The sequence below is a fragment of the Nocardioides campestrisoli genome (assembly GCF_013624435.2).
GTDB classification, from domain to species: Bacteria; Actinomycetota; Actinomycetes; order Propionibacteriales; family Nocardioidaceae; genus Nocardioides; species Nocardioides campestrisoli.
The window spans coordinates 3663000-3689282 of record NZ_CP061768.1 but is presented as its reverse complement, the minus strand read 5'-3'; the positions used below and the strand labels follow the sequence as shown (position 1 = coordinate 3689282).

The following is a 26283-nucleotide window of genomic DNA, read 5'->3' as shown; positions in this document are numbered from 1 at the left end:
CCGGCTACCGGGACGCGGCGGCCGGGATCGGCTCCGCGATCGACTGGATCCGCCGGGTCGCCAGCTCGATCATCAGCCGGGTGGCGGGGGAGAGGGTCGCGCCCCGGCGGTGCACGATGGCCAGGGTGTCCCACTGCCGGGGGCGCAGCGAGACCCAGCCGGCGCTCGGCGCCAGCCGGGGGAGCAGGGCCTCGGCGACCCCGCGCGGCACGACGGAGTCGACGTACCCCATGCCGACGAGCTCGACGGCGGTCTCGGCGTCCTCCACCTCGATCCGGGTCACCGGGTTGCGGCCGGCCTCGTGCAGCATCTGCCGCAGCACCATCCGGGTGGAGTCGACCGCGCGCCAGGTCGTCTCCGGCATCACCAGGGAGGCCTGGGAGAGCCGGTGCGCGGTCACCGGCGTCTCCAGGTGGGCGGGGTTCGCGCTGATGTAGACGAGCTCGTCGCGAGCCACCGGGGTCACTTCGAGCCCCTCGCTGCTCAGGGCGGGCACGGCGATCATCGCCGCCTCGAGCCGGCCGCGCCGCAGCTCGTCCTGGACGTCGCTGGAGTTCTGCCCGATCAGCTCCACCCGGACGCCGGGGTAGCGCGAGAGCACGTCGGCGACCAGGTCGGCGCCGGCGTAGAGCCGGGCGGTGCCGAACATGCCGAACCGGATCGTGCCGGTCTCCAGCGAGACCGTGCTCTGCACCGCGCGCAGGGCGTCCTCCGCGGCGGCCAGCACCCGCTCGGCGTAGGGCCGCAGCTCGTCGCCCGCGTCGGTCGGCACGACGCCGCGTCCGACCCGGTGGAAGAGCGGTACGCCGAGCGACTTCTCCAGGCTGCGCACCTGCTCGGAGACCGACGGCTGGGCGTACCCCAGGTCCTCGGCCGCCGCCGTGATGGAGCGGCGTTCGTAGGTGGCCAGGAAGCAGGTGAGCTGGTGCAGCGAGAGCATGGGCCACAGCGTACGCATGCATAGGGATGACCTAGGGGAGCCAAAGAAAAGAAAGGCTACCCCTATGCAGAGTCATTGCGGAGAATGGTTCCCATGCTGTTCACCCACCCCTGCACCGCCTGCCACAAGGTCCAGCTCATCTTCCCCAGCCAGGCGCACGCGGTGACCGCGACGCCGGCGGGTCCGGAGCTGACCTTCACCTGCTGGTGCGGAGCCGAGCAGCGGCACCTGATGCGCGACGGGTCGGCCTCGCGGGGCGAGGTCGAGCTGATCGCCTGAGCCGCACGCTCAGCGGCGCCGTTTCCGGCGGCCGTTGTGCCTCGGGGACGCCTGTTCCTCCGAGGGCTGGGGCTCTTCGTCCGGGTCCGGTGCCAGCGTGCGCGGCTCGGTGGCCCACCAGCCCTCCGCCCAGCCGTCGACCCGGGCGGCCAGCGTCCGGGCCAGGTGCCCGTGGACGCCCCGGTTCGGGATCCACGGCAGTGGGCGGGCCGGGCCGTGCAGCTCGACCCGGTAGAGCATCGCGCTCCAGTCGGGGTCCTCGTCGACCCGGCTGGCAGCGAGCTCCCCGGCCACCCGCTCCTCCATCCGGGAGACGTACTCGAACTCCCGGCGTACGTCGGACCACAGCGACCGCCAGCTCCGGCGCTGCGCGTACGGCGACCCGTAGAGCTTGGCCTTCACCTGGTTGAGCGTCAGCTCGAACCGGCGGCTCTCCTCGACCAGCTCGCGCGCCATCTCCTGCCCGTGGTCCAGCTTGCGCCGGGCCGCGGGGACCAGCACGGCGTGGCTCGCGGCGGTGTGCCGCGCCGCCATCGTCAGGAAGGTGTCGACGGCGGGGTAGCCCTCGTGCGGATCCCTCATCGAGTGGGCCCGCTCGGCCTGGTCGAGCCGCGCTGCCAGGGCCCGATGGGTCTCACGGGTGTGGGGGAGCAGGGTGTCCATCCGAGGAACCTCCCGTGACCGGTGTCACAGACGTCTCCTCCAGTGTGCGTCGGTCCGAGGGTGCGGACAAGCGATCGCCGGGTCGCCGCCCCCTGGCCCGGGCGAGCAGGCCGACCACCAGCGCCACCGCGCCGGCGAGCGCGAGCAGGTGCAGCGTCGCCGGCCACAGGTCGAGCCCCAGCGTCCCGGTGAGCTCGCCGCGCCCCTCCTCCCCCCACGACTGCCCGGCCACCCGGCCGGTGCCGGAGAGCCGGGAGACCACGGCCAGGCCGGGCAGCACCACCGCGAGCAGCGCGAGCCAGCGCAGCAGGTCCCCCGGCACCCGGCGTACGTCGGTCGAGGAGCGGGCCACGCGCAACGCGCTGAGCCCGAGCACCAGGACCGCCACCGGGATCGCGGCCCACAGGCCCGGCTCGGAGTCGGTCCAGTGGCCCAGGCGGGAGTGGAACGCGCCGAGGGTGACCTCCAGGTCGCCGGACGCCGAGCCGTCCACGGTGTAGCCGGCCGGCCCCAGGGCTCCGAGCGCGAGCACCGCGAACCCCCAGGTGGCCAGGGCGGCGAGGCCCAGGCCGACGCCGCTGGCCGCCTCGACGGAGACGTCCCCGGTCGGCGCCGGGTCGCCACCGGCGAGCATCAGCACCCCCAGCACCCCGGCGACCGGCAGCAGGAGCAGCAGGGTGACGAGGCCGTGCACCGGGGCCCGGAGCCGCTCGCCGAGCGTCGTCACGGCCAGCACCCCGAGCACCCCGAGCATCAGGGCGAACGCCCCGAGCGGGGCGCGCCACGGCACCACCCCCGCGTCCCCGCGCACCTGGTCGGCGTCGCGGGCGGCGATCCAGTCGAGCGCGACCAGGATCCCGCCGGAGCCGGTCCGGGCCAGCAGGGCGACCACCAGGACGCCGACGGCGACCAGGGCGGCCGCGACCGCGGCGTCGACCAGAGGGGTGGCGGCCCCGGTGTGCGGCACGTCGCGGCTGACGCGGCGGAACGCGAGCACGGCGGTGGCCCCGGCCAGCAGGGTCAGGGTCAGCGGGACCGCGGTCGCGCTCCCGCTGGCGGTGCCGCCGACCACGACGAAGCTGCCGCTCATGCTGCCGTCGACGCCGGCACCGAACGCGCCTGCGAGCAGCACGCCCGCCGTGGTCAGGAGCTGCCCGAAGGTCATCGACGCCGTGGCGATCAGCCACGCCAGCAGCAGCGAGGCCGCGCCGGTGACCGCCAGCGTGGCCCCCGCGACCGCGGCGCCACGGCGTACGGAGCCGGGCAGCGTGCCGGGTCGCGGGTCGGACATGGCTGACAGGGTGCCGCACCGCTCGTGATGGTGCCAGGACGACCAGACCCTGAGACCTGCTGAGACCTGCTGGAACCTCAGCGCGCCAGGAAGGCCAGCACCTGGCGGAACGCCCGGTCGGCCTCGGGCACCAGGGGCAGCAGGGGGTAGACGTGCAGCAGCCCCGGCTCCTCCACGCTGGTGAGCTCCCAGCCCGCCTCCGCCGCATGACGGACCAGCAGCCGGAAGCCGGGCAGCAGGGTGTCCCGAGTGCCCCCGAGCAGCAGCGTGGGCGGCAGGTCGGCCAGCGAGCCCAGCCCCGGCGAGACCTCGGGCCGGCGCAGGTCCGCCTCCGACCCGGCCCACCAGCCGGCGTAGGCGTCGATCTTGCCCACGAAGAGCCACGGGTCCCCGGCGGTGGCCTGCGCCGTCTCCTCCGGGGTGGTGCCGGCGAGGTCGACCCACGGCGAGATCAGCACCGTCCGCGCGGCGCGCGGCCCGCCGGTGTCGCGCATGGCCTGGGCGAGCGAGAGGGCGTAGCCACCGCCGGCGGAGTCACCGGCCAGGACCAGCTCGCCGCCGCCTTCCGCCGCCTGGACGGCGTACCGGCCGGCGAGCCCGACGAGCGCCTCGTGGGAGTCGCGCCAGGTGTGCTCGGGGGCCAGCGGGTAGTCCGGCAGCACGATCCGCGCACCGGTGGCCCGGGCCAGCCGGCAGACCCACCGCAGGTGGAACGGGTCCAGCCCGAAGGCGTACCCGCCGCCGTGCAGGTAGAGGACCGTGAGCCCGGGACTCGTGCCCGCGGCTCGGGCCCGGGGCGTGACCACCCAGCTGGGGAAGCCGGCGGAGTCGTCGCGCTCGACCGCGAACCGCCGGGTGAACCCGGGGACCGCCCAGGTGGGCAGCCCCGCCGGCTCCGCACGCCGCCGGGCCAGCACCCGCCGGCGCTCGGCCTCGGGGTCGGTGAGGTCGCCGCTGCGGCGGACCACCGGCAGCGCCCGGACCAGCAGCCGGTGCCGGAAGCTGGGACGCGGGATCGGGTCGAACAGGGTCGGATCGACCGGGGAACGGGAGACGGCGGGCACGCGAGCACCCTAGGCTCTGGCCACCATGAGGGGGCAGACGCGCGACCAGGACCCGACCGTCGTCTACCTCGCCGGCTGGGGACGCAGCGGCTCCACCCTGCTCGAGCGGCTGCTCGGCGAGCTCCCCGGCGTCACCCTGCTCGGGGAGGTGGTCCACCTCTGGGAGCGGGGTCTGCACGAGGACCAGCTCTGCGCCTGCGGCGCGGCCTTCTCCGCGTGCCCGTTCTGGACGGCCGTGGGCGCGCGGGCCTTCGGCGGCTGGCAGGCTGTCGACCTCGACCGGCTCGCGTACCTGCGGGAGCGGGTGGACCGGCAGCGCCGGATGCCGCGCACCGCACGCCGCAGACCCGACCCCGGCACCCGCGCCGAGGTCGAGCAGTACGCCGGCCACTTCCGCGCCGTCTACGCCGCGGCCCAGCAGGTCGGCGGCGCCCGGGTGCTGGTCGACTCCAGCAAGGAGATCCCCACCGCGCTCACCCTCAGCCACCGCGACGACCTGGACCTGCGCGTCCTGCACGTGGTGCGCGACGCGCGCGGCGTGGCCTACTCCTGGGCGAAGACCGTGGCCCGCCCCGAGGCCGGCGGCGAGCCGATGCCGCGCTTCTCCCCGGCGCGCAGCACCGGGCTGTGGCTCTCGGGCAACCTGACCGTGCAGGCGCTGGCCTGGCGCGGCGTCCCGCTGACCCGGATGCGCTACGAGGACCTGGTCGCCGATCCTGCCGCGGCGCTGGCCGAGGCCTGGCGGGCGCTCGACCTCCCAGGCTCGCCGGAGCTGCCGGTGCGCGGGGGCGGTGCCGCCGGCCCGCCCGAGGTCGACCTCGGGCCGTGCCACTCGGTGGCCGGGAACCCGATGCGGTTCCGGACCGGGCCCACCGAGCTGCGGGCCGACGAGGAGTGGCGCGCCGCGATGGCTCCGGGCGACCGGCGGCTGGTCACGGCGATGGCGTGGCCGCTGCTGCGCCGGTTCGGCTACCGGTAGGCTGGCACCACCAGACAGGGGAGCACCCGGCGTCGCGACGCCACGTGCTGAGAGTGCGGGAGAGCCCGCAGACCCTCCGAACCTGCACCGGTTAGCACCGGCGAAGGGAGTCAGAAAGTGAAGCGTCCTGCCCTGCTCGCAACCGTGGGGGTGGTGGGCCTCGGCCTGCTCGCCGCCTGCAGCACCGGCGGCACCACCAGCGCGGAGGAGTCCGGCCCCGAGCGCAGCCGCGAGGTCATCCTGGTCACGCACGACTCGTTCACCCTCCCCGAGGAGCTGCTCGAGGAGTTCGCCGAGCAGACCGGCCAGGAGCTGATCGTCCGGGCCTCCGGCGACGCCGGCGCGCTGAGCGCCAAGCTCGCGCTGACCAAGGAGAACCCGACCGGCGACGTCGCCTTCGGGATCGACAACACCTTCGCCTCCCGGGTGCTGGACGAGGGGGTCTTCGCCCCGGTCGAGGTGGAGCTGCCGCCCGGCGCCGAGGAGTACGCGCTCGCCGACGGAGCCGACCGCCTGGTCCCGGTCGACGTCGGCCACGTGTGCCTCAACATCGACGACACCTGGTTCGACAAGAACGAGGTGAAGCCGCCGCGGACGCTGCAGGACCTGACGAAGCCGGCGTACGAGGACCTCACCGTCGTGCCCGCCGCCTCCACCTCCTCGCCGGGGATGGCGTTCCTGCTCAGCACCGTGGCGGCCTTCGGCGACGAGTGGCCCGACTACTGGCAGGAGCTGCTGGACAACGGCCTCAAGGTCGTCGACGGCTGGAGCGACGCCTACTACACCGACTTCACCCAGGGCGGCGAGAACGGCGACCGCCCGATCGTCCTCTCCTACGACTCCTCGCCGGCCTTCACCGTGGCCGAGGGCCAGAAGCGGTCGACCACCAGCGCGCTGCTGGAGACCTGCTTCCGCCAGGTCGAGTACGCCGGCGTGCTGGACGGGGCCCCGAACCCCGAGGGCGCCCGGGCCCTGGTCGAGTTCCTCACCGGCCCGGAGGTGCAGGCGGCGCTGCCGGAGTCGATGTTCGTCTTCCCGGTCGACCCGACGGTCGAGCTCCCCGACGCGTGGGCCGAGTACGCGGTCCAGCCCGAGCAGCCCTTCGAGGTCGACTCCGAGGAGATCGCGGCCAACCGGGAGCAGTGGCTCCAGCAGTGGACGGAGATCACCACCCGGTGAGCGCGGGCCGGCGGGCTGCGACGCGCCGGCTGCTGGTGCTGGCCGGGCTCTCGGCCGGACCGCTGCTGGTGCTCGGGGTCTTCTTCGGGCTGCCGGTCGCGGCCATGGTGTCGCGCGGCTTCCTCGACGACGGGTCCCTCGACCTCGGCGGCGTGCTGGAGGTGCTCGGCCGCCCCCGGGTGCACCGGGTGCTGGCCTTCACCCTGGGCTCCGCCCTGGCCGGGACGCTGCTCTCGCTCGCCCTCGGCCTGCCCGCGGCGTACACCCTGACCAGGCTCCGGCTGCCCGGCCGGCGGGTGGTCCGGGCCGCCCTGCTGGTGCCGTTCGTGCTGCCCACGGTGGTGGTCGGCGTGGCGTTCCGCCAGCTGCTCGCCGACTCCGGCCCGCTGGGCGGCCTGGGCCTGGACGGCACCCCGGTGGCGATCGTGCTGGGCCTGGCCTTCTTCAACGCCGCCGTGGTGGTGCGCGGGGTCGGGGCGGCCTGGGAGTCCCTGGACCCGCGGCCCGCGGAGGCGGCCGCGGCGCTCGGCGCCACGCCCTGGCAGGTGCTGCGCACGGTGACCCTGCCCGCGCTGCGCCCGGCGATCGTCTCGTCGGCCTCGGTGGTCTTCCTCTTCTGCGCCACCGCGTTCGGCATCGTGCTGACGCTCGGCGGGGTCCGCTACGCCACGGTGGAGACCGAGATCTACCTGCTCACCACCACCCTCTTCGACCTGCAGGCCGCGGCGGCGCTCTCCCTGCTCCAGCTGGTCGTGGTGGCGGGCCTGCTGCTGGTCACCGGTCGGCTGCGGGCGACCACGACGGCGCTCAGCCGGGCCGTGCCGAGGCCGCGGCGGCCCGCTGCGGCCGACGTGCCGGCCCTGCTGGTCACCGGGCTGCTGCTGGTCTTCGTCGCCACCCCGCTGACCGCCCTGGTCGCCGGGTCGCTGCGGGTGCGCGGTGGCTGGAGCCTGGACAACTACCGCGCGCTCTCGGGCACCGGGGAGGACCGGGCGTTGCTGGTCCCGGTGACCGAGGCGCTGGCCACGTCCTTGCGGGTCGCGGTCGACGCCACCTGGATGGCGCTGCTGCTCGGCCTGCTGCTCGCGGTGGTGGTGACCCGCCGCTCCCACGGGCGCACCGAGCGCCGGCTCCGGTCCACGGTGGACGCGCTGTTCATGCTGCCCCTCGGCGTCTCGGCGGTGACGCTCGGCTTCGGCTTCCTGATCGCCCTGGACCGGCCCCCGGTCGACCTGCGCGACTCCCCGTGGCTGGTGCCGATCGCCCAGGCGCTGGTGGCGCTCCCCCTGGTGCTGCGCACGCTGGTCCCGGTGCTGGCCGGGATCGACGACCGGCAGCGGCAGGCCGCCGCCTCGATGGGTGCCGGACCGCTGCGCACCTGGCTGACGGTCGAGGCGCCGGTGGTGTGGAAGCCGCTGCTGGCCGCCAGCGGCTTCGCCTTCGCCGTCTCGCTGGGGGAGTTCGGTGCCACCTCCTTCCTGGCCCGGGACGAGAACCCGACGCTGCCGGTGGTGATCTACCAGCTGATCGGCCATCCCGGGGAGATGAACTACGGGATGGCGCTGGCCGCCTCGGTGGTGCTCGCGGCCACCACCGCACTGGTCGTGCTGGCCGTGGAGCGGCTGCGGGTGCCGAGCGTGGGAGCCTTCTGACATGCCCGACGAGGAGGATCTGCGGCCCGCGCTCTCCCTGCGTGGTGCCTGCGCGGCGTACGACGGCAAGCCGGCCCTGGTCGACGTCTCGCTGGACCTGCCGGCCGGCGAGGTGCTCGCGGTGCTGGGCCCCTCGGGGTGCGGGAAGTCCACGCTGCTACGGGTGGTCGCCGGCCTGGAGCCGCTGAGTGCCGGGACCGTGCTCTTCGACGGCGACGACCTGGCCGGGCGCCCCACCCACCGGCGCGGCTTCTCGCTGATGTTCCAGGACGGGCAGCTCTTCGCCCACCTGAGCGTGGCCCGCAACGTCGGTTACGCCCTGCGGCTGGCCCGGCGGCCGCGCGCCGAGGTGCGGTCCCGGGTCGCCGAGCTGCTGGCACTGGTCGGGCTGGCGGGCTACGAGGACCGGATGCCGGCGACGCTGTCGGGCGGGGAGCGGCAGCGGGTGGCGCTGGCCCGGGCCCTGGCGGTGCGGCCCCGGCTGCTGCTCCTCGACGAGCCGCTCTCGGCCCTGGACGCCGCGCTGCGCGAGTCCCTGGCCGCCGACCTGCGCGCGATCCTGGTCGCGGCCGGGACCACCGCGGTGATGGTGACCCACGACCACGAGGAGGCCTTCGCGGTCGCCGACCGGCTCGCGGTGATGTTCCGGGGCCGGGTCGTCCAGCAGGGGCCGATCGGCGAGGTGTGGGCGTGGCCCGCGGACGAGGAGACCGCGACGTTCCTGGGCTACCCCACGGTGCTCGCCGGGGAGCCCGCCGACCGGCTGGCCCGGGCCGCCGGCCTGGCGGGTGGCCGGGTGCTGGCACTGCGCCGCTCAGCGCTCCGGGTCGATCCCGAGGGGCCGGTGGCCGCCACGGTGACCGCCGCGGTGGCGACGCCCGAGCTGCTGCGCCTGCAGGTCGACGTCCCCGACGTCGGGGCCCTGCACGCGGTGGCCTCCCGTGGGGCCCAGGTCACGGTGGGCCAGGAGGTCCGGCTGGCGGTCGACCCCGACCGCCTCGCCCCCGTGGGCGCGAGGACCGAGGTCTCCCGGAGTCTCTAGACTGCGGGGGTGTATCGCCGTTCCCACTACCTCCTGATCGGCGTCGCCGCCACCATGGGCGTCCTCGCCGTGGTGGCCGCGATCGCCCTCGACCGCACGCTCGTCGACCCCGACGGCTTCCTCGGTCCGTCCTGGGCGCGGCTCCCGCTGCTGCTCGGTGCGGCGCTGCTCGCCGACATGCTGCCCCGGTTCGTCTGGGCAGGGCGCGGTCACCCGGGCCTGGGCTGGCAGGCGGTGCGCGAGCGCTGGCGCACCCACTGGAACCGCGAGCGGCTGACGCTGGTGGTGATGGGCGTCGTCTGCTTCTACATCACCTACGTCAGCTACCGGAACCTCAAGTCGTTCCTGCCGTTCATCATGGGCGACACCAAGTACGACCGCGAGCTGCACGTGCTCGACCGGGCGCTCTTCCTCGGCACCGAGCCGGCCGAGGTGCTGCACGCCGTCTTCGGCACCGGGATCAGCGCCCACGTGCTCTCCACGATCTACCTGTGGTTCCTGCCGCTGGTGCCGATCGGCGTCGCGGTCTTCCTGGTGTGGTCGCGCAACATCGCCTTCGGCTACTGGTTCGCCAACTCCCAGGTGCTGATCTGGACGCTCGGCACGGCGTCGTACTACGCGCTGCCCACCCTCGGCCCCGGCTTCCGCTACCCCTGGCTCTACCAGGAGCTGCCGGAGACCGGCACCAGTGCGTTGATGGAGGCGTTGTTCTACGGGCGCAAGGGGGTGATCCACGACGGGATCGAGGGTGCCGTGCAGTCGGTGGCCGGCTTCGCCAGCCTGCACACCGGCGTCACCCTGCTGGTCGCGCTGATGATCCAGTACACGATGCGCAACCGGATCGTGAAGATCGTCTTCTGGGTCAACTTCGGAGTCACCGTGATCGCCACGCTCTACTTCGGCTGGCACTACGTGGCCGACGACCTGGGCGGCGTGGCGATCGCGCTCGTCTCGTTCTACCTGGGCGGCCTGGCGGCGGGGCAGAAGTTCACCAAACGGGGGCTCCGGCAGGACCGGACGCCCGAGGAGGACGCCGTCCCGACGGCCGACCCGTCGTAGCTCGCGGCCGAATTACAACGATGTCATTCGTCAAGGCGACACGCCGATGTGACGCAAGTTTCTGAAGTTTTCTGTTCCTTATGTGACGAAAGCGCACTAACGTGTCTGCTGTGTCTCGGGCGGTGGGGAAGCCGCCCGAGACGCAGCCGCGTCGGTGACCCGCCGCCCGGCTGAGGCAGGGCAGGCAGGGGAACGACGGCGTGCGCTCACGACGACAGCTCAAGGCACGACACACGGTGCCGGCGATCGCGGCGCTCGTGGTCGCGCTCGCCGCCCCGGCCGGCGCGCTCGGCCCGGCGCGCACGGTCGACCTGCCGGCCCCCTCGGCCGAGGAGGTGGCCACGGCCGAGCAGGCCGCCGGAGCCGCCGCCCGCGGCGTGGCCGCGGTCCGCGCCGACCTGGCTCTGGCCCGCCAGGAGCTGGACGCCTCGTCCATCCGGGCGGCCCAGGCCGCGGAGCAGGCGAACCGGACGGCCTGGGAGCTGCGGGAGGCAAAGCGGTCCGCCCGGGCCGCCCGGGCGGCAGCCGACGCGGCGACCGCGCAGCTCGACGCCCAGCAGGCGGCGTACCGGGAGACGCTCGTCGGCTCCTACCAGTCCGCGCCCCAGGTGGAGTCGCTCGCCGCGATGGTCGAGTCGAACGGCATCGAGACCTACCTGCAGCGCGCCATCACCGCGGAGACCGCCGTGGACGCACTCGAGGGCTCCTACGACCGGTTCCGGGCCTCCGCCGTGCTGAGCGAGTCCGCCCTCGCCTCGGCCGACCGGGCGCAGGAGCACGCCGAGTCCCTCGCCGACGAGGCGCGCGCCGCGCAGGAGTCGGCCCAGGCCACCCTGGCGGCCGCCGCACAGGAGGCCGCCGCGATCGAGGAGCGGCGCAGCAGCCTGGTCTCCGAGCTCGCGCAGCTGCAGGGGGTCAGTGTGGCGCTGGCCGCGCAGCGGCAGACCGCGCTCGAGGAGCGAGCGGCTCGTGCGGTCGCCCGGGCCGAGGAGCGGCGCCGCCAGGAGGCGGCCAGGCTCGCGCGCGAGCAGCAGGTGGTCGTGCCGACCCCGACGCCTGCGCCCACGCCCACCCGGACGGCGGCCCCGACGCCGGTGCCGACGCCCACCCGGACCCCGACGCCCACGCCCACCCCCACACCGACGCCGACCCCGACTCCGCCGCCGACCCCGGCTCCGGCGCCCAGCCCCACGCCCACGCCGGCACCGAGTCCGCCACCCGCCTCCCCGACGGGGGCGCGCGCCGCCATCGCGTTCGCCACCGCCCAGCTGGGCGAGCCCTACCGCTGGGGCGCGGCTGGCCCGGACGCCTGGGACTGCTCGGGGCTCACGGCGATGGCCTGGGCGTCCGGCGGGGTGCGGCTGCCGCACTACTCGGCGGGCCAGTACGCCGCCTCGACGCCGGTGCGCCCCTCCGAGCTGGCTCCGGGCGACCTCGTCTTCTGGGGCTCGTCGTCCAGCCCGTCGTCGATCTACCACGTCGCGCTCTACGTGGGCGACGGGATGATCGTGCACGCGCCGCGCACCGGTCGCCCCGTGGTCAAGGAGTCGATGTACTACTGGCGCACGCCGAACTTCTACGCCCGCCCCTGATTCCCTACTGCGGCGCGGGGGAGACCCGGGTGGCGAAGCGGGAGGCCAGCTCGCCCGGGTCCAGGGACCCGTCGAGGATCCGGGTGGTCGGCCAGTGCGAGGTGTCGATCCCGGAGAGCCGGGTGAAGAGCGCCAGGTCCTCGGCGTACAGGTCGGCCAGGCCCGCCAGGTCCTCGGCGGTCGGGGCGGTGCCGGGCACCTGCTCGGCCCCGGCGTACCGGTTGCGGAGCGGCGGCCGCTGCTCGAAGCGCGGCAGGCCGAGGTGGTCGGTGACCCGGTCGACGACCGTGTCGTAGTCGGCCAGCATCTGCCGGAACTCCAGCAGCAGCCACTGCTCGCGGTCGAAGACGGTGAAGCCGTGCTCGAGCTGGCCGCCGTAGTAGCCGCGGGCGATCCCCGACAGGTGCTTGTAGCGCATCGGCCGCACGCCCTCGGGCAGCGTGGTGGGGAACGAGGTGGGCCGGAACTCGGTGAGGAAGCCCGGCCAGTCGGGCCAGGCGGGGTGGCGGGTGCGCAGCATCGTCCAGTGCGAGAAGAGCCGCTCGAGGGGGTCGCGGAAGATCGCGATCAGCGGCATGTCCGGCTTGTAGGCGGCCATCCGCTCCAGCGCCCGGGGCCACATCAGGTAGACCGGCGTGGAGTCGCCCACCATGGTGTGGATCGCCGCCCGCTTCGGCGCGGTGTAGTCGCGCGCGTAGTCGGGGTGCTCCCAGTCGTACTCCTCGTCGTTGAAGAAGTGCGCCTCCTTGCGCGGGGGCCGGCAGACCAGCGGGTGCTGGCTGATGGTCCCCGAGAGCGTGGAGGTGCCCGACTTCTGGGCCCCGACGATCGAGAAGTTGTAGCCCAGCCGACCGAAGGGGGTCTCCTCGGGCTCGGGACGGGGAGGAGTCACGAGGGCGAGGTTACCGACCGGCCCGGACAGGGCGGTACAGACCACTCCCGAGCGGTGAATCGCCCTACCTACTCGTGGGTACCGTCGAGGCATGAGCGCCGAGACCGTCACCCCCGCCCAGGCCGCCGCAGCCGAGGAGTCCGTCTCCGACGACGGCTACCGCCAGCCCGACGTCGACGTCGAGGCGATGACCCGGCTGCTCGACGGCCGGTACGGCGGAGTGCGCCAGCTGGTCCGCGACAACCTGGTCCGGTACGCCGACGTGCTCACGGATGCCGAGGAGCTGGACTCCGACGCGTTCCGCGAGCGGGTCAAGGACGTCGTGGTGGAGCTCGCCGGGACCGGCCAGACCGGGATGGGCCTCCCCGTCGAGTACGGCGGTGGCGGCGACGTCGGCGCCTCGATCGCGGCCTTCGAGACGCTCGCCTTCGGCGACCTCTCGGTCCTGGTCAAGGTGGGCGTGCAGTTCGGTCTGTTCGGCGGCGCGATCCTCCAGCTCGGCACCAAGGAGCACCACGACCGCTGGATGGCCGACATCATCGCCGGGCGGCTGATGGGCTCGTTCGCGATGACCGAGACCGGCCACGGCTCCAACGTGCAGGCGCTCGGCACGGTCGCGGTCTACGACCCGGAGACGGCTGAGTTCGTGATCAGCACGCCCGACGAGGCCTCCCGCAAGGACTACATCGGCAACGCCGCCCGGCACGCCGAGCTGGCGGTGGTCTTCGCCCAGCTCGAGGTCGCCGGCGAGCGGCACGGTGTGCACGCGTTCGTCGTCCCGGTCCGGGTCGACGGCGAGCCCGCGCCCGGTGTCCGGATCGAGGACTGCGGGCCCAAGATGGGCCTCAACGGCGTGGACAACGGCCGGTTCTGGTTCGACCAGGTCCGGGTGCCGCGTACCCACCTGCTCAACCGGTTCGCCGACGTCAGCGAGGACGGCGTCTACAGCAGCGAGATCGAGAGCCCGGGCCGCCGGTTCTTCACCATGCTCGGCACCCTGGTCCAGGGCCGGGTCTCGGTCGGCGGCGCGGGGATCAACGCCGCCAAGGTGGCGCTGGCGATCGCGATCAAGTACGCCGACCACCGCCGCCAGTTCGAGGCCGCCGACCCCGACTCCGAGCAGTTGCTGCTCGACTACGGGATGCACCAGCGCCGGCTGCTGCCGCTGCTGGCCCAGAACTACGCCCTGCACTTCGCCCAGGAGGTGGTCGCCGAGCAGCTGCACGACGTCTTCTCCGGGATCACCGACGACCCCGAGAACCGGCGGCTGCTGGAGTCGCGGGCCGCGGGCACCAAGGCGCTCGGCACCTGGCACGCCACCCGGACCATCCAGGAGTGCCGCGAGGCCTGCGGCGGCGCGGGCTACCTGTCCACCAACCGCTTCCACGCGCTCAAGGCCGACACCGACGTCTTCACCACCTTCGAGGGCGACAACCACGTCCTGCTCCAGCTGGTGGCCAAGGGCCTGCTCACCGACTACGCCGGCGAGTTCGAGGAGATGGACCAGTTCGGCATGGTCCGGTTCGTCGCGGGCCTGGCCGTGGAGACGGTGCTGGAGAAGACCGCCGCACGCAAGCTGCTCGAGCGGATCAAGGACGTGCTGCCCGGCGGGGACGACTGGGACCAGGAGGCGGGGCTGCTGGACCCGCAGTACCAGGTCGCCATGCTCCGGTACCGCGAGGAGCACATGCTCGGCGGGGTCGCCCGGCGGCTCAAGGCGGGCGTGGACAACGGCGGCAACCCCGGCGACGTCTTCTCCGAGGTGCAGGACCACGTGATCGCGGCCGCCCGGGCGCACATGGACCGGCTGGTGCTCGAGGCGTTCGTCGCCAAGACCGCCGCGCTGCCCGACAGCGACAACAAGGTCGCGCTCAACCTGCTCTGCGACCTCTACGCGCTCACCACGATCGAGTCCGACCGGGCCTGGTTCATGGAGCACGGACGGCTCTCCATCGCCCGGAGCAAGGCGATCACCCGCGAGGTCAACAGCCTGTGCCGCAAGGTGCGGCCGCTCGCCTCGGACCTGGTCGACGCCTTCGGCATCCCGCGGGAGATGCTCCGCTCCGAGGAGCTGCTCGCGCACGAGGCCGTGGGGGTCGACGGATGAGCCGAGGGCTCGCCCTGGTCCTCCCGGGCCGGGGCTACCCGCCCGCCGCCCCGCTCCTCCACTTCGCCCGCCAGGCGCTGGTCCAGCACGACTTCGCCGCCCGGGCGGTCGCGTGGGCGAGCGACCCGACCACGCCGTCGGAGGACGAGGCGGACTCCTGGGTGCGCAGGCACGTCGAGGAGGCGGTGGCCCAGGAGGGCGGCGCCGAGCCCGCGCTGCTCGTCGGGAAGTCGCTGGGCACTCGCGCCGCGTCGTACGCCGCCGAGCGCGGCGTCCCGGCGATCTGGCTCACCCCGCTGCTCACGGTGCCGGAGGTGGCCGACGCGATCGCCGCCAACCCGGCCCGCCAGCTGGTGGTCGGCGGGCTGGTCGACGAGCTGTGGGACGCCGAGGTCGCCGAGCGCCTGCTCCGGGGCGGCTGCGACGTCCTGGAGATCCCGGACGCGGACCACTCGATGGGCACCAGGGACGCGGTGCGGTCGGCGGAGATCCAGTACGCCGTCGCCGAGGCGACCGAGCTCTTCCTGCGCTCCCTGGGCTGACTGCGGCCCCTCCTCCGCCGGTGGGTGTCACAGATCCCGCCCGGGCGGTGTCTCCCTGTCGAGGACCGGCCGACGAGCGGTCGGCCGCGACGGCAGGAGGAGAGAGATGTCCAGCAGCTTCCGGATCCCCGAGGCCCGGCCCGACGGCGCCTACGGCGCGGTGATGACCCGCGTCGCCCGGCGGATGTGGGGCCAGGTGCCCGACAACGCCTACGTGCTGTGGCACAACCGTGCGGTGCTGCGCGCGGTCTTCGGCTTCGAGCGCAAGGTCGCCTCGTGGTCGGCGCTCGACGCACACCTCAAGACCTATGCCGTGATGGCGTCGGCAGGCAGCATCGGCTGCTCCTGGTGCCTGGACTTCGGCTACTTCATGGCCCGTGAGGAGGGGCTGGACCTGGCGAAGGTCCGCGAGGTGCCGCGCTGGCGCGACTCGACGGCCTTCACCGACCTCGAGCGCGACGTCATGAAGTACGCCGAGGCGATGACCGCCACGCCACCGACGGTGACCGACGAGATGGTCGCCCGCCTGGACGAGGCGCTCGGTCACGCGGCGGTGGTCGAGCTGACGATGATGGTCGCGGTGGAGAACCAGCGGTCCCGGTTCAACTCCGCGATGGGGCTGGCCAGCCAGGGCTACTCGGACGTCTGCGAGCTGCCGCTCGCCGTACCCTCGACGACGTGACCGAGCCGACCGACGCGTTCGTCGCCCACCGCAACCTGCTCTTCACGGTCGCCTACGAGATGCTCGGCTCGGCGGCCGACGCCGAGGACGTGCTCCAGGAGACGTGGCTGCGGTGGGCCGAGGTCGACCACGCCCAGGTGCGGGACCCGCGGGCCTACCTGGTGCAGACCGTCACCCGCCAGGCCCTCAACCGGTTGCGGACCGCCGCCCGCCGCCGCGAGGAGTACGTCGGTCCGTGGCTGCCGGAGCCGCTGCTGACCGTCCCGGACGTGGCCGACGACGTGGAGCTCGCCGAGAGCGTCTCCACCGCGGTGCTGCTCGTCCTGGAGACCCTGACGCCGACCGAGCGGGCGGTCTTCGTGCTGCGCGAGGTCTTCGGCCTGGAGTACGCCGAGATCGCGGCTGCCGTCGACAAGTCGCCGGCCGCGGTGCGCCAGGTGGCGCACCGGGCCCGGGAGCACGTCGCGGCCCGGCGTCCCCGGGCCGTGGTCGCCCCGGCGGAGTCCCGGGCGGTGGTCGAGCGGTTCCGGGCGGCGACGGGCTCCGGGGACCTCCAGCAGCTGATGGACGTGCTGGCCCCCGACGTGGTGCTCCTCAGCGACGGCGGCGGCAAGGTCAGCGCCGCGCTCCGGCCGATCCGCGGCCGCGACAAGGTGCTGCGCTTCCTGACCGGGGTCAGCCCCGAGGGGCTCGAGCTGGTCCCGGTCTGGCTCAACGGGGCGCCCGCGGTCCAGTTCGTCGTCGCCGGCCGGGTCGACGGGATCGGCACCATGCTGGTCCAGGACGGACTGGTGACCGCGCTCTACCTGGTGCGCAACCCGGACAAGCTCGGCTCCCTGGAGACGCCGAACGCCCTGACTCGCTGAGTCAGGGCGTCCGGGTGGTGCTGGGTCAGTTTGTCCGGGTCAGTTCTTCTCGCCGAGGGAGTCGTCGGCGATGTTGGCCAGGTCGCTGCCATGGCCCTCGGTCTTGGCGCGCTCGAACGAGGCGTGGATCTCCGCCTCGGCCTCTTCGCGGCCGGTCCACTCGGCGCCCTCGACGGACTTGCCGGGCTCGAGGTCCTTGTAGACCTCGAAGAAGTGCTGGATCTCCAGCTGGTCGAACTTGGAGACGTCGCCGATGTCCTGCAGGTGCTCCATCCGCGGGTCGTGGGCGGGCACGCAGAGCACCTTGTCGTCGCCGCCGGCCTCGTCGGTCATCCGGAACATGCCGATCGCGCGGCAGGCGATCAGGCAGCCGGGGAACGTCGGGTTGCCGAGGATGACCATCGCGTCGAGCGGGTCGCCGTCCTGGCCCAGGGTGTTCTCGATGTACCCGTAGTCGGCCGGGTAGGCCGTCGAGGTGAAGAGCATCCGGTCGAGGCGGAGGCGCCCCGTCTCGTGGTCGACCTCGTACTTGTTGCGCTCACCCTTGGGGATCTCGACCAGCACGTCGAACTCCAGCACGGATTTCACCTCGTCATCTCTACGTCTCAAGCGGGCTGTGGTCCACGTCGACCAGCGGTTCTCCTGCTGTGCGGTGGAACCGCCAGGACAGTCCCCGGGACGTGACGGGGGTGATTGTCGCGCACAATGGACCCGCACACACAGTCGGGAGGCCCACACGTGCAGCGACGTGATCCAGGTCACACCGGTACTTCGGCGCCGCCCCGACGCAGCCGGGTGCTGCGGTGGGGGCCGGTGCTGCTCGTCGTGCTGCTGCTCGCGGCCGCGGTCGGGGCCCGGCAGACGTCCTGGTCGCCGGCCTTCCTCGCGCCCGCTCCGGAGGCTGCCCCGGCGACCGCGCAGTCGCCGCTGCTCCCGGACCCGCCTGCCCCCGCTCCGGTGGCCGAGGCGGTCGTGCCCGGCGCGCTCGACCCGGCTGCGGTGCGCGCCGCGGTCGGCCAGGGACTGCGCGACGAGGACCTCGGCCCGCACGTGGTGGCCGAGGTGGCCGACCTGGTCGGGAGCGAGCCGGTGCTCACCGCCGGTCGCGGCCCGGTGGTGCCGGCCTCGACCACCAAGCTGCTCACCGGCGTCGCCGTGCTCTCCCTGCTGCCGCCCGAGACCCGGTTCCGGACCCGGGTGGTCACCGGTGCCCGACCCGGTCAGCTGGTGCTGGTCGGCGGCGGCGACCCGCTGCTGGCCTCCGAGCCCGTCGGCCCGGGCGCCTACCCCGAGCGGGCCGACGTGGTCACCCTGGCCGAGCGGACGGCGCAGGCGCTGGCCGCCGACCAGACCGCCGGGACCCGCCCCCGGGTGCGCCTGCGCTACGACACCAGCCTGTTCACCGGGCCCGACGACAACCCCCACTGGCGCCCCGACTACGTCGGCGACCAGATCGTCTCCCGGATCGTCCCGCTCTGGGTCGACGGCGGGCGCGACGACTCGGGCTGGGGCCGCGTCGAGGACCCCGCGCTGAGCGCGGCCCAGCGGTTCGCCGAGGCCCTGCGGGAGAGCGGCGTCCAGGTGATCGGTACGCCGCGTCCCGCGGTCGCCGACCAGACCGCCGAGGAGGTCGCGGCCGTCGAGTCCGCGCCCCTGGACCAGCTGGTCCAGCAGATGGTGGAGGTCAGCGACAACGAGACCGCGGAGGTGCTGGCCCACCACGCCGGCCTCGCGGCCTCGGGGGAGGGCAGCTTCGCCGCCGGCTCGGTGGCGGTCGCCGACGCACTGACCGGGCTGGGGCTCGACGTCTCCGGCGACCGGATCCACGACGGGTCGGGCCTGTCCCGGAAGAACCTGATCTCGGCGAGGACGCTGCTGGAGACCGTGCGGCTCGCCGCCTCGCCCGAGCACCCCGAGCTGCGCGCGGTGGTCGAGGGGCTGCCGGTGGCCGGGTTCAGCGGCTCGCTTACCACCCGGTTCGTCGAGGGGCCGCCGGCCGGTCCCGGCCGCGTCCGGGCCAAGACCGGCACGCTGACCGGGGTGCACGCCCTGGCCGGCCTGGTCACCGACGCCGGGGGCGACGTGATGGCCTTCGTGCTCGCCGCCGACCGGGTGCCGGCCGACCGCAGCCTGGACGCCCGGGAGGCGCTGGACCGGGTGGCCGCCGGGCTGGCCGGTTGCCGGTGCGGGACCGCCGAGACCGCCGGAGGCTCGGGCACGGGCGGCTAGGGTCGCTGCATGGAGTCGCAGGGAATGGTCGACTGGGAGCTGGCCGCACGGATCGGCGCGCGCGCCGCGGGCCCGGGCCCGGTGGTGAGCGCGGCGGAGGCGGACGAGGCGGTCGCCGAGCTGCGGGACGGGGCGAACCGGTCGACCGGGCTGGTCGCGGAGTTCACCGGCCTCGAGGCCGCCTGGGGCGAGGCCCCGGTGCTGGTGGTCGACCGGGCCGGCTGGGTCCGGGCCAACGCCGACAGCTTCGCCCGGGTGATCGACCCGCTGGCCTCGCGGCTGACCGACGGCAAGCCGACCCCCAGCGGGATCGTCAAGGCGGTCGGCTCCCGGGTCACCGCCGCGGAGGTGGGCGGGCTGCTCGGCTTCCTCGGCGGCAAGGTGCTCGGCCAGTTCGACCCCTTCCACGAGCCGGCCGGCCGGCTGCTGCTCGTGGCTCCCAACGTGGTGCACGTGGAGCGCGAGCTGCGCGCCGACCCGCACGACTTCCGGCTCTGGGTCTGCCTGCACGAGGAGACCCACCGGGTCCAGTTCACCGCCGTCCCGTGGATGCGCCAGCACCTGTTCTCGCTGATGGACCAGGTGGTCGGCGCGGTCCAGCCCGACACCATGGTCGCGGACGTGGTCAGCCGCGCCTCCCAGCTGGTCCGCGCGACCCGGGGCACCGACGGCGAGCGCGGCGGGAGCCTGCTGGAGCTGATCGGCTCCCCGGAGCAGCGGGCGCTGATCGACCAGGTCACCGGGGTGATGTCCCTGCTCGAGGGGCACGCCGACGTGGTGATGGACGGCGTGGGGCCGGAGGTGATCGGCTCGGTCGCCTCGATCCGGAGCAAGTTCAACGCCCGGCGCGGCGGGACCGGCACCCTGGACCGGCTGCTGCGCCGGCTCCTGGGCCTGGACGCCAAGATGGCGCAGTACCGCGACGGTGCGGCGTTCGTGCGCACGGTGATCGACCAGGTCGGCATGGAGGGCTTCAACGCGGTGTGGGCCGACCCGTCGCACCTGCCCACCAAGGACGAGATCCACGCCCCGGCGACCTGGGTCGCCCGGGTGCACGGCTGACCCGGGGCCCGGACGTGGGAGGTCCCGACCCGGCGGTCGCCGCCTGCCGCGTGGCGGTACGCCGCGCGCTGGCCGACCTGCGCGCCCAGCAGCCCGGCACCCTCGTGGTGGCCTGCAGCGGGGGAGCGGACTCCCTGGCGCTGCTGGCGGCCTGCGTCTTCGAGGCCCGCGCCCGCGACGCCGACCCCGGCTGGCGGGTGGTCGGCGCCACCGTCGACCACGGCCTGCAGGAGGGTTCCGCCGAGCAGGCCCAGCGGGTGCTGGCGCAGATGGAGGCGCTCGGGGTGGACGAGACGTTCAGCGCCCGGGTCCGGGTCAACGCCGCGGGCCAGGGGCCGGAGGCTGCGGCCCGCGAGGCCCGGTACGCCGTGCTGGGCGAGATCGCCGCCCGCACCCAGGCCGCCGCGGTGCTGCTGGGCCACACCCTCGACGACCAGGCCGAGACCGTGCTGCTCGGGCTGGGCCGGGGCAGCGGCGGCCGGTCGATCGCCGGGATGCGCCGCGAGCTGGTCCGGGACGGGACCCGCTACCTGCGCCCGCTGCTCGACGTACGGCGCGGTGCGACCGAGGCCGCCTGCCGGGCCCAGGGCCTGGACTTCTGGGTCGACCCGCACAACAGCGACCCCCGGTTCCTGCGGGCGCGGGTGCGCCACGACGTGCTGCCGGTGCTCGAGCGCGAGCTCGGGCCGGGGGTCACCGAGACCCTGGCCCGGACCGCCGACTCGCTGCGCGCCGACATGGAGGCGCTCGACGAGCTCACCGACGCCGCGCTGGCCGCTCCGGGGGCGCTGGAGGTGGCGTCGCTGGCCGCGCTGCCGGTGGCGCTGCGCCGGCGGGTGCTGCGGGCGGCCGCGGTCCGGGCCGGCGCGCTGGACGGCGAGCTCTTCGCCGCCCACGTGCTCGCCCTCGACGAGCTGGTCACCCGCTGGCGCGGACAGCGCTGGGTGGACCTGCCCGGGCATCTGCGCGCCCTGCGCCGCGAGGGCCGCATCGAGTTCGAGCACGCCGTCGGCCCGGGTTCGGCGCGGGGTTAGGGTACGCGTCATGGAAGCCACCGATGTCGAGAACGATCTGGTCAACGTGCTCTTCACCGAGGATGCGATCCAGGCCCGCCTCAAGGAGATGGCCCTGCAGATCGCGGACGACTACCAGGGCCGCGACATCCTGATGGTCGGCGTGCTCCGTGGCGCGGTGATGGTCATGGCCGACCTGGCCCGGGCGCTGCCGGTGCACGTGGAGATGGACTGGATGGCGATCAGCTCCTACGGCGCGGGCACCAAGTCCAGCGGCGTGGTGCGGATCCTCAAGGACCTGGACACCGACATCAGCGGCCGGGACGTGCTGATCGTCGACGAGATCATCGACACCGGGCTCACGCTGAGCTGGCTGGTCAACAGCCTGAGCACCCGCAACCCGGCCTCGATCGAGATCGCCACGCTGCTGCGCAAGCCGGAGGCTCTCTCCATGCCGGTGGAGCCGAAGTACATCGGCTGGGACATCCCCAACGAGTTCGTCGTGGGGTACGGCCTGGACTACCAGGAGCGGTACCGCAACCTGCGCGACATCGGCACGCTCGCCCCGCACGTCTACTCCTGAGCCGCTTCTCATCCTGCGCGCTGCGGGCGTCTACCGCCTCCGCTGGGACGAGGCAGGTACCGTCGTGTTGCAACAAACTCCTTCGTCCTGATCGCGAAAGAAGCCTGTGAAGCGCATTTTCAAGGGTCCCTGGCTGTGGATGGTCATCGCCGCCCTCGGTGTCCTGCTGGCCATCCAGTTCCTCGCGCCCAACGACGGGTACGACGAGATCACCACCGCGGAGATGAACGACTACATCGCCGCAGGTCAGGTCGACGAGATCACCTTCGTCGACGGTGACCAGGAGGTCCGTGCCACGCTCGACAAGGACGTGCGCGACGGCTCCGACAAGGTCGTCTCGTTCTGGCTGACCGGCACCCAGGCCGACATCGAGAAGGCCGTCGCCAAGCAGTACGAGGCGGGTGACATCAAGGAGTACAACACCGAGGTCCCCAAGCCCAGCGTGATCGGCTCGATCCTGCTGACGCTGCTGCCCTTCGTGCTGATCGTGCTGCTGTTCATCTTCCTGATGAACCAGGCCCAGGGCGGCGGCGGCCGCGGCGTGATGCAGTTCGCCAAGTCCAAGGCGAAGCTGATCAGCAAGGACATGCCGAAGACCACCTTCACCGACGTCGCCGGCTGCGAGGAGGCGATCGAGGAGCTCGGGGAGATCAAGGAGTTCCTCGCCGAGCCCGCCAAGTTCCAGGCGGTCGGCGCCAAGATCCCCAAGGGCGTCCTGCTCTACGGCCCGCCCGGCACCGGCAAGACGCTGCTGGCCCGCGCCGTGGCCGGCGAGGCCGGGGTGCCGTTCTACTCGATCTCGGGGTCGGACTTCGTCGAGATGTTCGTCGGCGTCGGCGCCTCCCGGGTGCGCGACCTGTTCGAGCAGGCCAAGGAGAACGCCCCCGCGATCGTCTTCATCGACGAGATCGACGCCGTCGGCCGCCACCGCGGCGCCGGCATGGGCGGCGGCCACGACGAGCGCGAGCAGACCCTCAACCAGCTGCTCGTCGAGATGGACGGCTTCGACGTGCGCGGCGGGGTCATCCTGATCGCGGCCACCAACCGGCCCGACGTCCTGGACCCGGCGCTGCTGCGGCCCGGCCGCTTCGACCGGCAGATCCAGGTCGACGCCCCGGACCTGCACGGACGCCACCAGATCCTCCAGGTGCACTCGCGCGGCAAGCCGATGGCGCCCGACATCGACCTGCTCAGCGTGGCCCGCCGGACCCCCGGGTTCACCGGTGCCGACCTGGCCAACGTGCTCAACGAGGCGGCGCTGCTGACCGCCCGCTCCAACGAGAAGCTGATCACCGACGAGAACCTCGACGAGGCCATCGACCGGGTGATCGCGGGCCCGCAGCGGCGTACCCGCCTGATGAGCGAGAAGGAGAAGCTCATCACCGCCTACCACGAGGGCGGCCACGCCCTGGTCGCGGCGGCGCTGCCCGGTACCGACCCGGTGCACAAGGTGACGATCCTGCCGCGCGGGCGGGCGCTGGGCTACACGATGGTGCTGCCCGACGAGGACAAGTACTCCACCACCCGCAGCGAGATGCTGGACAAGCTGGCCTACATGCTCGGCGGCCGGGCGGCCGAGGAGATGGTCTTCCACGACCCGACCACCGGCGCCGGCAACGACATCGAGAAGGCCACCAACCTGGCCCGCGCGATGGTCACCCAGTACGGCATGACCGAGCGGCTGGGCGCGATCAAGCTCGGCGAGACCCAGGGCGAGCCGTTCCTGGGCCGCGACATGGGCCACCAGCGCAACTACTCCGAGGAGGTCGCCGCGGCGGTCGACGAGGAGACCAAGAACCTGCTGGCCACCGCCCACCAGGAGGCCTTCGACATCCTGGTCGAGAACCGCGACGTCCTGGACGCGCTGGTGCTCGAGCTGATGGACAAGGAGACGCTCGACAAGGCCGAGATCGCCAGGATCTTCGAGGCACTGCGGCTGCGGCCCCGTCGTCCCGCGTGGACGGGTAGCCCGACCCGTACGCCGTCGGACATCCCGCCGGTGGAGATCCCGCAGGCGATCCGTGACCGGGCCAAGGCCAACGGCACCACCACCGACCAGGAGTCGGAGAGCAACGTCATCCTCACGCCGCCGGGCAGTGAGGGCGACGTGCACGGAGGGATGCCACCCACCGGCTCCACGCCGACCCCGCCCAGCCCCGGGGCAGGCGCGTGACCGACCGGATCGGCCTGGTGGCGCGCGACCCCGACTCGGTGCCCGACTTCGACCACGACCGGGCCGAGGCAGCGGTCCGGGAGCTGCTGGCCGCGATGGGGGAGGACGTCGAGCGCGAGGGGCTGCGGGAGACGCCGGCCCGGGTCGCCCGTGCGTACGCCGAGCTCACCCAGGGCCTGCGGCAGCGGCCGGAGGACGTGCTGAGCACGGTCTTCGACCTCGGGCACGACGAGATGGTGCTGGTCCGCGACATCGAGCTCTGGTCGATGTGCGAGCACCACCTGGTGCCGTTCACCGGCGTGGCGCACGTGGGCTACATCCCGGCCGAGAGCGGCAAGATCACCGGCCTGTCCAAGCTGGCCCGGCTGGTCGACGTCTACGCCAAGCGGCCCCAGGTCCAGGAGCGGCTCACCACCCAGGTGGCCGACGCGATGATGGGGATCCTCGAGGCCCGGGGCGTGATCGTGGTGATCGAGGCCGAGCACCTGTGCATGACCATGCGGGGGGTGCGCAAGGCCGGCGCCCGCACCATCACCTCGGCGGTGCGCGGCATCATGCACAACGCGGCCACCCGCAGCGAGGCGATGGCACTGATCCGGTCCGGCACCCGGTGAGCCGGCCGGAGCCGGCCGGTCGCCCGCTCGTGATGGGCATCGTGAACGTGACCCCGGACTCCTTCTCCGACGGCGGCCGCTGGGCCGACCGGGACTCCGCGGTCGCGCACGGGCTCGAGCTGGTCGCGCAGGGTGCCGACATCCTCGACATCGGCGGCGAGTCGACCCGTCCCGGCGCCACCCGGCCGCTGGTGGCCGAGGAGCTGGACCGGGTGGTCCCGGTGATCGCCGAGCTGGCCGCGTCCGGTGCCCTGGTCTCGGTCGACACCATGCGGGCCGAGGTCGCCCGGGCCGCGGTCGCGGCCGGCGCCCGGATCGTCAACGACGTCAGCGGCGGCCTCGCCGACCCCCGGATGATCCCGGTGGTGGCCGACTCCGACGCGACCTTCGTGGCCATGCACTGGCGGGCCCACGCCGAGCACATGGACTCCTTCACCACCTACCCCGACGGCGTGGTCGCCGGGGTGCGCCGGGAGCTCGCCGAGCGGCTGGCGGCACTGCGCGCCGCCGGTGTCCCCGACGAGCGGATCGTGGTCGACCCCGGGCTGGGGTTCGCCAAGACGGCCGAGCACAACTGGGAGCTGCTGGCCGCCCTCGACGAGCTGGCCTCCCTGGGGCTCCCGCTGCTCGTGGGCGCCTCCCGCAAGGGGTTCCTGGGCCGGCTGCTGGCGGACGCCGACGGCGTCCCCCGCCCGGTCGACCAGCGCGAGCACGCGGGGTCGGCGCTGGCGGTCCTGATGGCCCAGCAGGGGGTCTGGGGTCTGCGCGTGCACGACGTCCGTGCGACCCTCGACGCGCTGACCGTGTGGCAACGACTCGAAGGAGGGGCCCGATGACCGACGAGCTGACCATCACCGGGCTCGAGTGCTGGGGCCACCACGGCGTCTTCGACTTCGAGCGCCGCCAGGGGCAGAAGTTCGTCGTCGACCTCACCCTCGGCGTCGACACCTCGGTCGCCGCGGCAAGCGACGACCTGAGCGACACCGTCGACTACGGCACGCTGGCCGGACGCGTCAAGAACGCGGTGGAGAGCGACCCGGTCGACCTGATCGAGACCCTCGCGCAGCGACTCGCTGATGTGGCGCTGGGGCAGGACCGTGTTGAATGGGTGCGGGTACGGGTGCACAAGCCCGACGCGCCCATCGACGCCACGTTCGGCGACGTGACGCTGACCATCACCAGGAGCAAGGGGACCGACCAGTGACAGAGACGCCCAACCCGCACATCGTGGACGCCGACTTCCTGACCGGCGAGATGCACCCGATCCGTCGGGTCGTCATCGCGCTCGGGTCGAACCTCGGCGAGCGGATGGCGGCGCTGCAAGGGGCGGTGGACGCGCTGGCCGACACCCCCGACGTCTGGCTCACCAGCGTCTCCGACGTCTACGAGACCGACCCGGTGGACGCCCCCGAGGGCTCCAAGCCGTACCTCAACGCGGTCGTGCTGCTCGACACCACGCTGCCGGCCCACCGCCTGATGGAGCGGGCGCTGGCCGTGGAGATCGCCTTCGACCGCGAGCGCAGCGACGTGCGCAACGCCCCGCGCACCCTGGACGTGGACCTGATCCAGGTCGGGGACCGGCGCGCCGACGACGACCTGCTCCGTCTTCCGCACCCCCGCGCCGGCCAGCGCGGCTTCGTGCTCAAGCCGTGGCACGACCTCGAGCCGGACGCCGTGCTGCTGGACTCCGGCCCGATCGCCGAGCTGCTCGAGCAGGTGGACCTCTCCGGGGTCCGCAAGCGCGAGGACCTCTCGCTCGAGCTCCACTGAGCGACGAGAC

General features: G+C 73.6%; 26 protein-coding genes and 1 riboswitch. Of the genes, 20 read left to right on the top strand and 6 right to left on the bottom strand.

The window, feature by feature from the left end; translation table 11 throughout:
- Positions 1-4: 4 nt before the first annotated feature.
- Positions 5-940, bottom strand: coding sequence for a LysR family transcriptional regulator (locus tag H8838_RS17430; protein ID WP_181311904.1), 936 nt, complete (start codon positions 938-940; stop codon positions 5-7).
- Between the two features lie 93 nt (positions 941-1033).
- Here H8838_RS17430 and H8838_RS17425 point away from each other — a divergent pair, with 93 nt between their 5' ends.
- The gene (locus H8838_RS17425; protein WP_185994483.1) at positions 1034-1219 is read left to right on the top strand and encodes a hypothetical protein; all 186 of its coding nucleotides are present in this window, start codon (positions 1034-1036) and stop codon (positions 1217-1219) included.
- 9 nt (positions 1220-1228) lie between these two features.
- On the opposite strand, the gene H8838_RS17420 is transcribed toward H8838_RS17425, so the two are convergent.
- The 3 genes from H8838_RS17420 to H8838_RS17410 form a co-directional block, all read right to left on the bottom strand.
- Positions 1229-1882: a hypothetical protein gene (locus H8838_RS17420; RefSeq protein ID WP_181311902.1), complete on the bottom strand. Its 654-nt coding sequence runs from the start codon at positions 1880-1882 to the stop codon at positions 1229-1231.
- Positions 1854-3173 (bottom strand): hypothetical protein, encoded by a 1320-nt coding sequence (locus H8838_RS17415; RefSeq protein ID WP_185994484.1) that lies wholly within the window; start codon positions 3171-3173, stop codon positions 1854-1856. The genes H8838_RS17420 and H8838_RS17415 overlap by 29 nt, the downstream gene beginning before the upstream one ends.
- 77 nt (positions 3174-3250) lie before the next feature.
- Entirely contained in the window at positions 3251-4237 is a 987-nt protein-coding gene (locus H8838_RS17410; RefSeq protein ID WP_185994485.1) for an alpha/beta hydrolase fold domain-containing protein, read from the bottom strand.
- Between the two features lie 25 nt (positions 4238-4262).
- Between H8838_RS17410 and H8838_RS17405 the strand changes: the two genes are divergently transcribed.
- The 6 genes from H8838_RS17405 (at position 4263) to H8838_RS17380 (ending at position 11740) form a co-directional block, all read left to right on the top strand.
- Positions 4263-5216 (top strand): sulfotransferase, encoded by a 954-nt coding sequence (locus tag H8838_RS17405; protein WP_181311899.1) that lies wholly within the window; start codon positions 4263-4265, stop codon positions 5214-5216.
- 6 nt (positions 5217-5222) lie between these two features.
- Positions 5223-5342: riboswitch (TPP riboswitch) on the top strand.
- Positions 5334-6395: a thiamine ABC transporter substrate-binding protein gene (locus H8838_RS17400; RefSeq protein ID WP_185994486.1), complete on the top strand. Its 1062-nt coding sequence runs from the start codon at positions 5334-5336 to the stop codon at positions 6393-6395. (Overlaps the previous riboswitch by 9 nt.)
- Positions 6392-8047: an ABC transporter permease gene (locus tag H8838_RS17395; RefSeq protein ID WP_224766227.1), complete on the top strand. Its 1656-nt coding sequence runs from the start codon at positions 6392-6394 to the stop codon at positions 8045-8047. Before H8838_RS17400 ends, H8838_RS17395 begins: the two co-directional genes overlap by 4 nt.
- A gap of 1 nt (position 8048) precedes the next feature.
- Positions 8049-9089: an ABC transporter ATP-binding protein gene (locus H8838_RS17390; protein WP_185994487.1), complete on the top strand. Its 1041-nt coding sequence runs from the start codon at positions 8049-8051 to the stop codon at positions 9087-9089.
- A gap of 9 nt (positions 9090-9098) precedes the next feature.
- Positions 9099-10148 (top strand): phosphatase PAP2 family protein, encoded by a 1050-nt coding sequence (locus H8838_RS17385; RefSeq protein ID WP_181311896.1) that lies wholly within the window; start codon positions 9099-9101, stop codon positions 10146-10148.
- A gap of 200 nt (positions 10149-10348) precedes the next feature.
- Complete coding sequence (locus tag H8838_RS17380; RefSeq protein WP_185994488.1) at positions 10349-11740, top strand: C40 family peptidase; 1392 nt, start codon at positions 10349-10351, stop codon at positions 11738-11740.
- 4 nt (positions 11741-11744) lie between these two features.
- On the opposite strand, the gene H8838_RS17375 is transcribed toward H8838_RS17380, so the two are convergent.
- On the bottom strand, positions 11745-12632 hold the full coding sequence (locus H8838_RS17375) for a sulfotransferase domain-containing protein (protein ID WP_185994489.1): 888 nt from the start codon (positions 12630-12632) through the stop codon (positions 11745-11747).
- Between the two features lie 91 nt (positions 12633-12723).
- Here H8838_RS17375 and H8838_RS17370 point away from each other — a divergent pair, with 91 nt between their 5' ends.
- The 4 genes from H8838_RS17370 (at position 12724) to H8838_RS17355 (ending at position 16829) form a co-directional block, all read left to right on the top strand.
- Entirely contained in the window at positions 12724-14739 is a 2016-nt protein-coding gene (locus H8838_RS17370; protein ID WP_185994490.1) for an acyl-CoA dehydrogenase family protein, read from the top strand.
- Complete coding sequence (locus tag H8838_RS17365; RefSeq protein ID WP_185994491.1) at positions 14736-15281, top strand: alpha/beta hydrolase; 546 nt, start codon at positions 14736-14738, stop codon at positions 15279-15281. The genes H8838_RS17370 and H8838_RS17365 overlap by 4 nt, the downstream gene beginning before the upstream one ends.
- A 106-nt stretch (positions 15282-15387) precedes the next feature.
- Entirely contained in the window at positions 15388-15963 is a 576-nt protein-coding gene (locus tag H8838_RS17360; protein ID WP_185994492.1) for a carboxymuconolactone decarboxylase family protein, read from the top strand.
- Entirely contained in the window at positions 15960-16829 is an 870-nt protein-coding gene (locus H8838_RS17355) for an RNA polymerase sigma-70 factor (RefSeq protein WP_185994493.1), read from the top strand. The genes H8838_RS17360 and H8838_RS17355 overlap by 4 nt, the downstream gene beginning before the upstream one ends.
- A 39-nt stretch (positions 16830-16868) precedes the next feature.
- Here the strand turns inward: H8838_RS17355 and H8838_RS17350 are convergent, their stop codons facing one another.
- Entirely contained in the window at positions 16869-17405 is a 537-nt protein-coding gene (locus H8838_RS17350; protein WP_181312105.1) for an inorganic diphosphatase, read from the bottom strand.
- Positions 17406-17624: 219 nt separating this feature from the next.
- Between H8838_RS17350 and dacB the strand changes: the two genes are divergently transcribed.
- From dacB to folK, 9 genes are all read left to right on the top strand, one after another.
- Positions 17625-19058 (top strand): D-alanyl-D-alanine carboxypeptidase/D-alanyl-D-alanine endopeptidase, encoded by a 1434-nt coding sequence (dacB, locus tag H8838_RS17345; protein ID WP_185994494.1) that lies wholly within the window; start codon positions 17625-17627, stop codon positions 19056-19058.
- A gap of 9 nt (positions 19059-19067) precedes the next feature.
- Positions 19068-20120 (top strand): zinc-dependent metalloprotease, encoded by a 1053-nt coding sequence (locus H8838_RS17340; RefSeq protein ID WP_224766226.1) that lies wholly within the window; start codon positions 19068-19070, stop codon positions 20118-20120.
- Positions 20121-20134: 14 nt separating this feature from the next.
- The gene (gene tilS, locus H8838_RS17335) at positions 20135-21154 is read left to right on the top strand and encodes a tRNA lysidine(34) synthetase TilS (RefSeq protein WP_185994495.1); all 1020 of its coding nucleotides are present in this window, start codon (positions 20135-20137) and stop codon (positions 21152-21154) included.
- A gap of 10 nt (positions 21155-21164) precedes the next feature.
- Entirely contained in the window at positions 21165-21716 is a 552-nt protein-coding gene (hpt, locus tag H8838_RS17330) for a hypoxanthine phosphoribosyltransferase (protein WP_181311888.1), read from the top strand.
- 106 nt (positions 21717-21822) lie between these two features.
- Complete coding sequence (gene ftsH, locus H8838_RS17325) at positions 21823-23889, top strand: ATP-dependent zinc metalloprotease FtsH (RefSeq protein WP_224766225.1); 2067 nt, start codon at positions 21823-21825, stop codon at positions 23887-23889.
- Positions 23890-23984: 95 nt separating this feature from the next.
- Entirely contained in the window at positions 23985-24503 is a 519-nt protein-coding gene (gene folE, locus H8838_RS17320; protein ID WP_263458209.1) for a GTP cyclohydrolase I FolE, read from the top strand.
- Between the two features lie 32 nt (positions 24504-24535).
- Entirely contained in the window at positions 24536-25339 is an 804-nt protein-coding gene (gene folP / locus H8838_RS17315) for a dihydropteroate synthase (RefSeq protein ID WP_185994744.1), read from the top strand.
- Positions 25336-25707 carry a dihydroneopterin aldolase gene (gene folB / locus H8838_RS17310; RefSeq protein WP_181311886.1) on the top strand — a complete coding sequence of 124 codons (372 nt, stop codon included), beginning with the start codon at positions 25336-25338 and terminating at the stop codon, positions 25705-25707. The genes folP and folB overlap by 4 nt, the downstream gene beginning before the upstream one ends.
- Complete coding sequence (folK, locus tag H8838_RS17305) at positions 25704-26273, top strand: 2-amino-4-hydroxy-6-hydroxymethyldihydropteridine diphosphokinase (protein ID WP_181311885.1); 570 nt, start codon at positions 25704-25706, stop codon at positions 26271-26273. Before folB ends, folK begins: the two co-directional genes overlap by 4 nt.
- Positions 26274-26283 lie beyond the last annotated feature (10 nt).

Coding starts and splice junctions, on each gene's coding strand:
- H8838_RS17430 (WP_181311904.1), bottom strand. CDS start 940: ATGCTCTCGCTGCACCAGCTCACCTGCTTCCTGGCCACCTACGAACGC.
- H8838_RS17425 (WP_185994483.1), top strand. CDS start 1,034: ATGCTGTTCACCCACCCCTGCACCGCCTGCCACAAGGTCCAGCTCATC.
- H8838_RS17420 (WP_181311902.1), bottom strand. CDS start 1,882: ATGGACACCCTGCTCCCCCACACCCGTGAGACCCATCGGGCCCTGGCA.
- H8838_RS17415 (WP_185994484.1), bottom strand. CDS start 3,173: ATGTCCGACCCGCGACCCGGCACGCTGCCCGGCTCCGTACGCCGTGGC.
- H8838_RS17405 (WP_181311899.1), top strand. CDS start 4,263: ATGAGGGGGCAGACGCGCGACCAGGACCCGACCGTCGTCTACCTCGCC.
- H8838_RS17390 (WP_185994487.1), top strand. CDS start 8,049: ATGCCCGACGAGGAGGATCTGCGGCCCGCGCTCTCCCTGCGTGGTGCC.
- H8838_RS17370 (WP_185994490.1), top strand. CDS start 12,724: ATGAGCGCCGAGACCGTCACCCCCGCCCAGGCCGCCGCAGCCGAGGAG.
- H8838_RS17365 (WP_185994491.1), top strand. CDS start 14,736: ATGAGCCGAGGGCTCGCCCTGGTCCTCCCGGGCCGGGGCTACCCGCCC.
- H8838_RS17360 (WP_185994492.1), top strand. CDS start 15,388: ATGTCCAGCAGCTTCCGGATCCCCGAGGCCCGGCCCGACGGCGCCTAC.
- H8838_RS17340 (WP_224766226.1), top strand. CDS start 19,068: ATGGAGTCGCAGGGAATGGTCGACTGGGAGCTGGCCGCACGGATCGGC.
- hpt (WP_181311888.1), top strand. CDS start 21,165: ATGGAAGCCACCGATGTCGAGAACGATCTGGTCAACGTGCTCTTCACC.
- folE (WP_263458209.1), top strand. CDS start 23,985: ATGGGGGAGGACGTCGAGCGCGAGGGGCTGCGGGAGACGCCGGCCCGG.
- folP (WP_185994744.1), top strand. CDS start 24,536: ATGGGCATCGTGAACGTGACCCCGGACTCCTTCTCCGACGGCGGCCGC.
- folB (WP_181311886.1), top strand. CDS start 25,336: ATGACCGACGAGCTGACCATCACCGGGCTCGAGTGCTGGGGCCACCAC.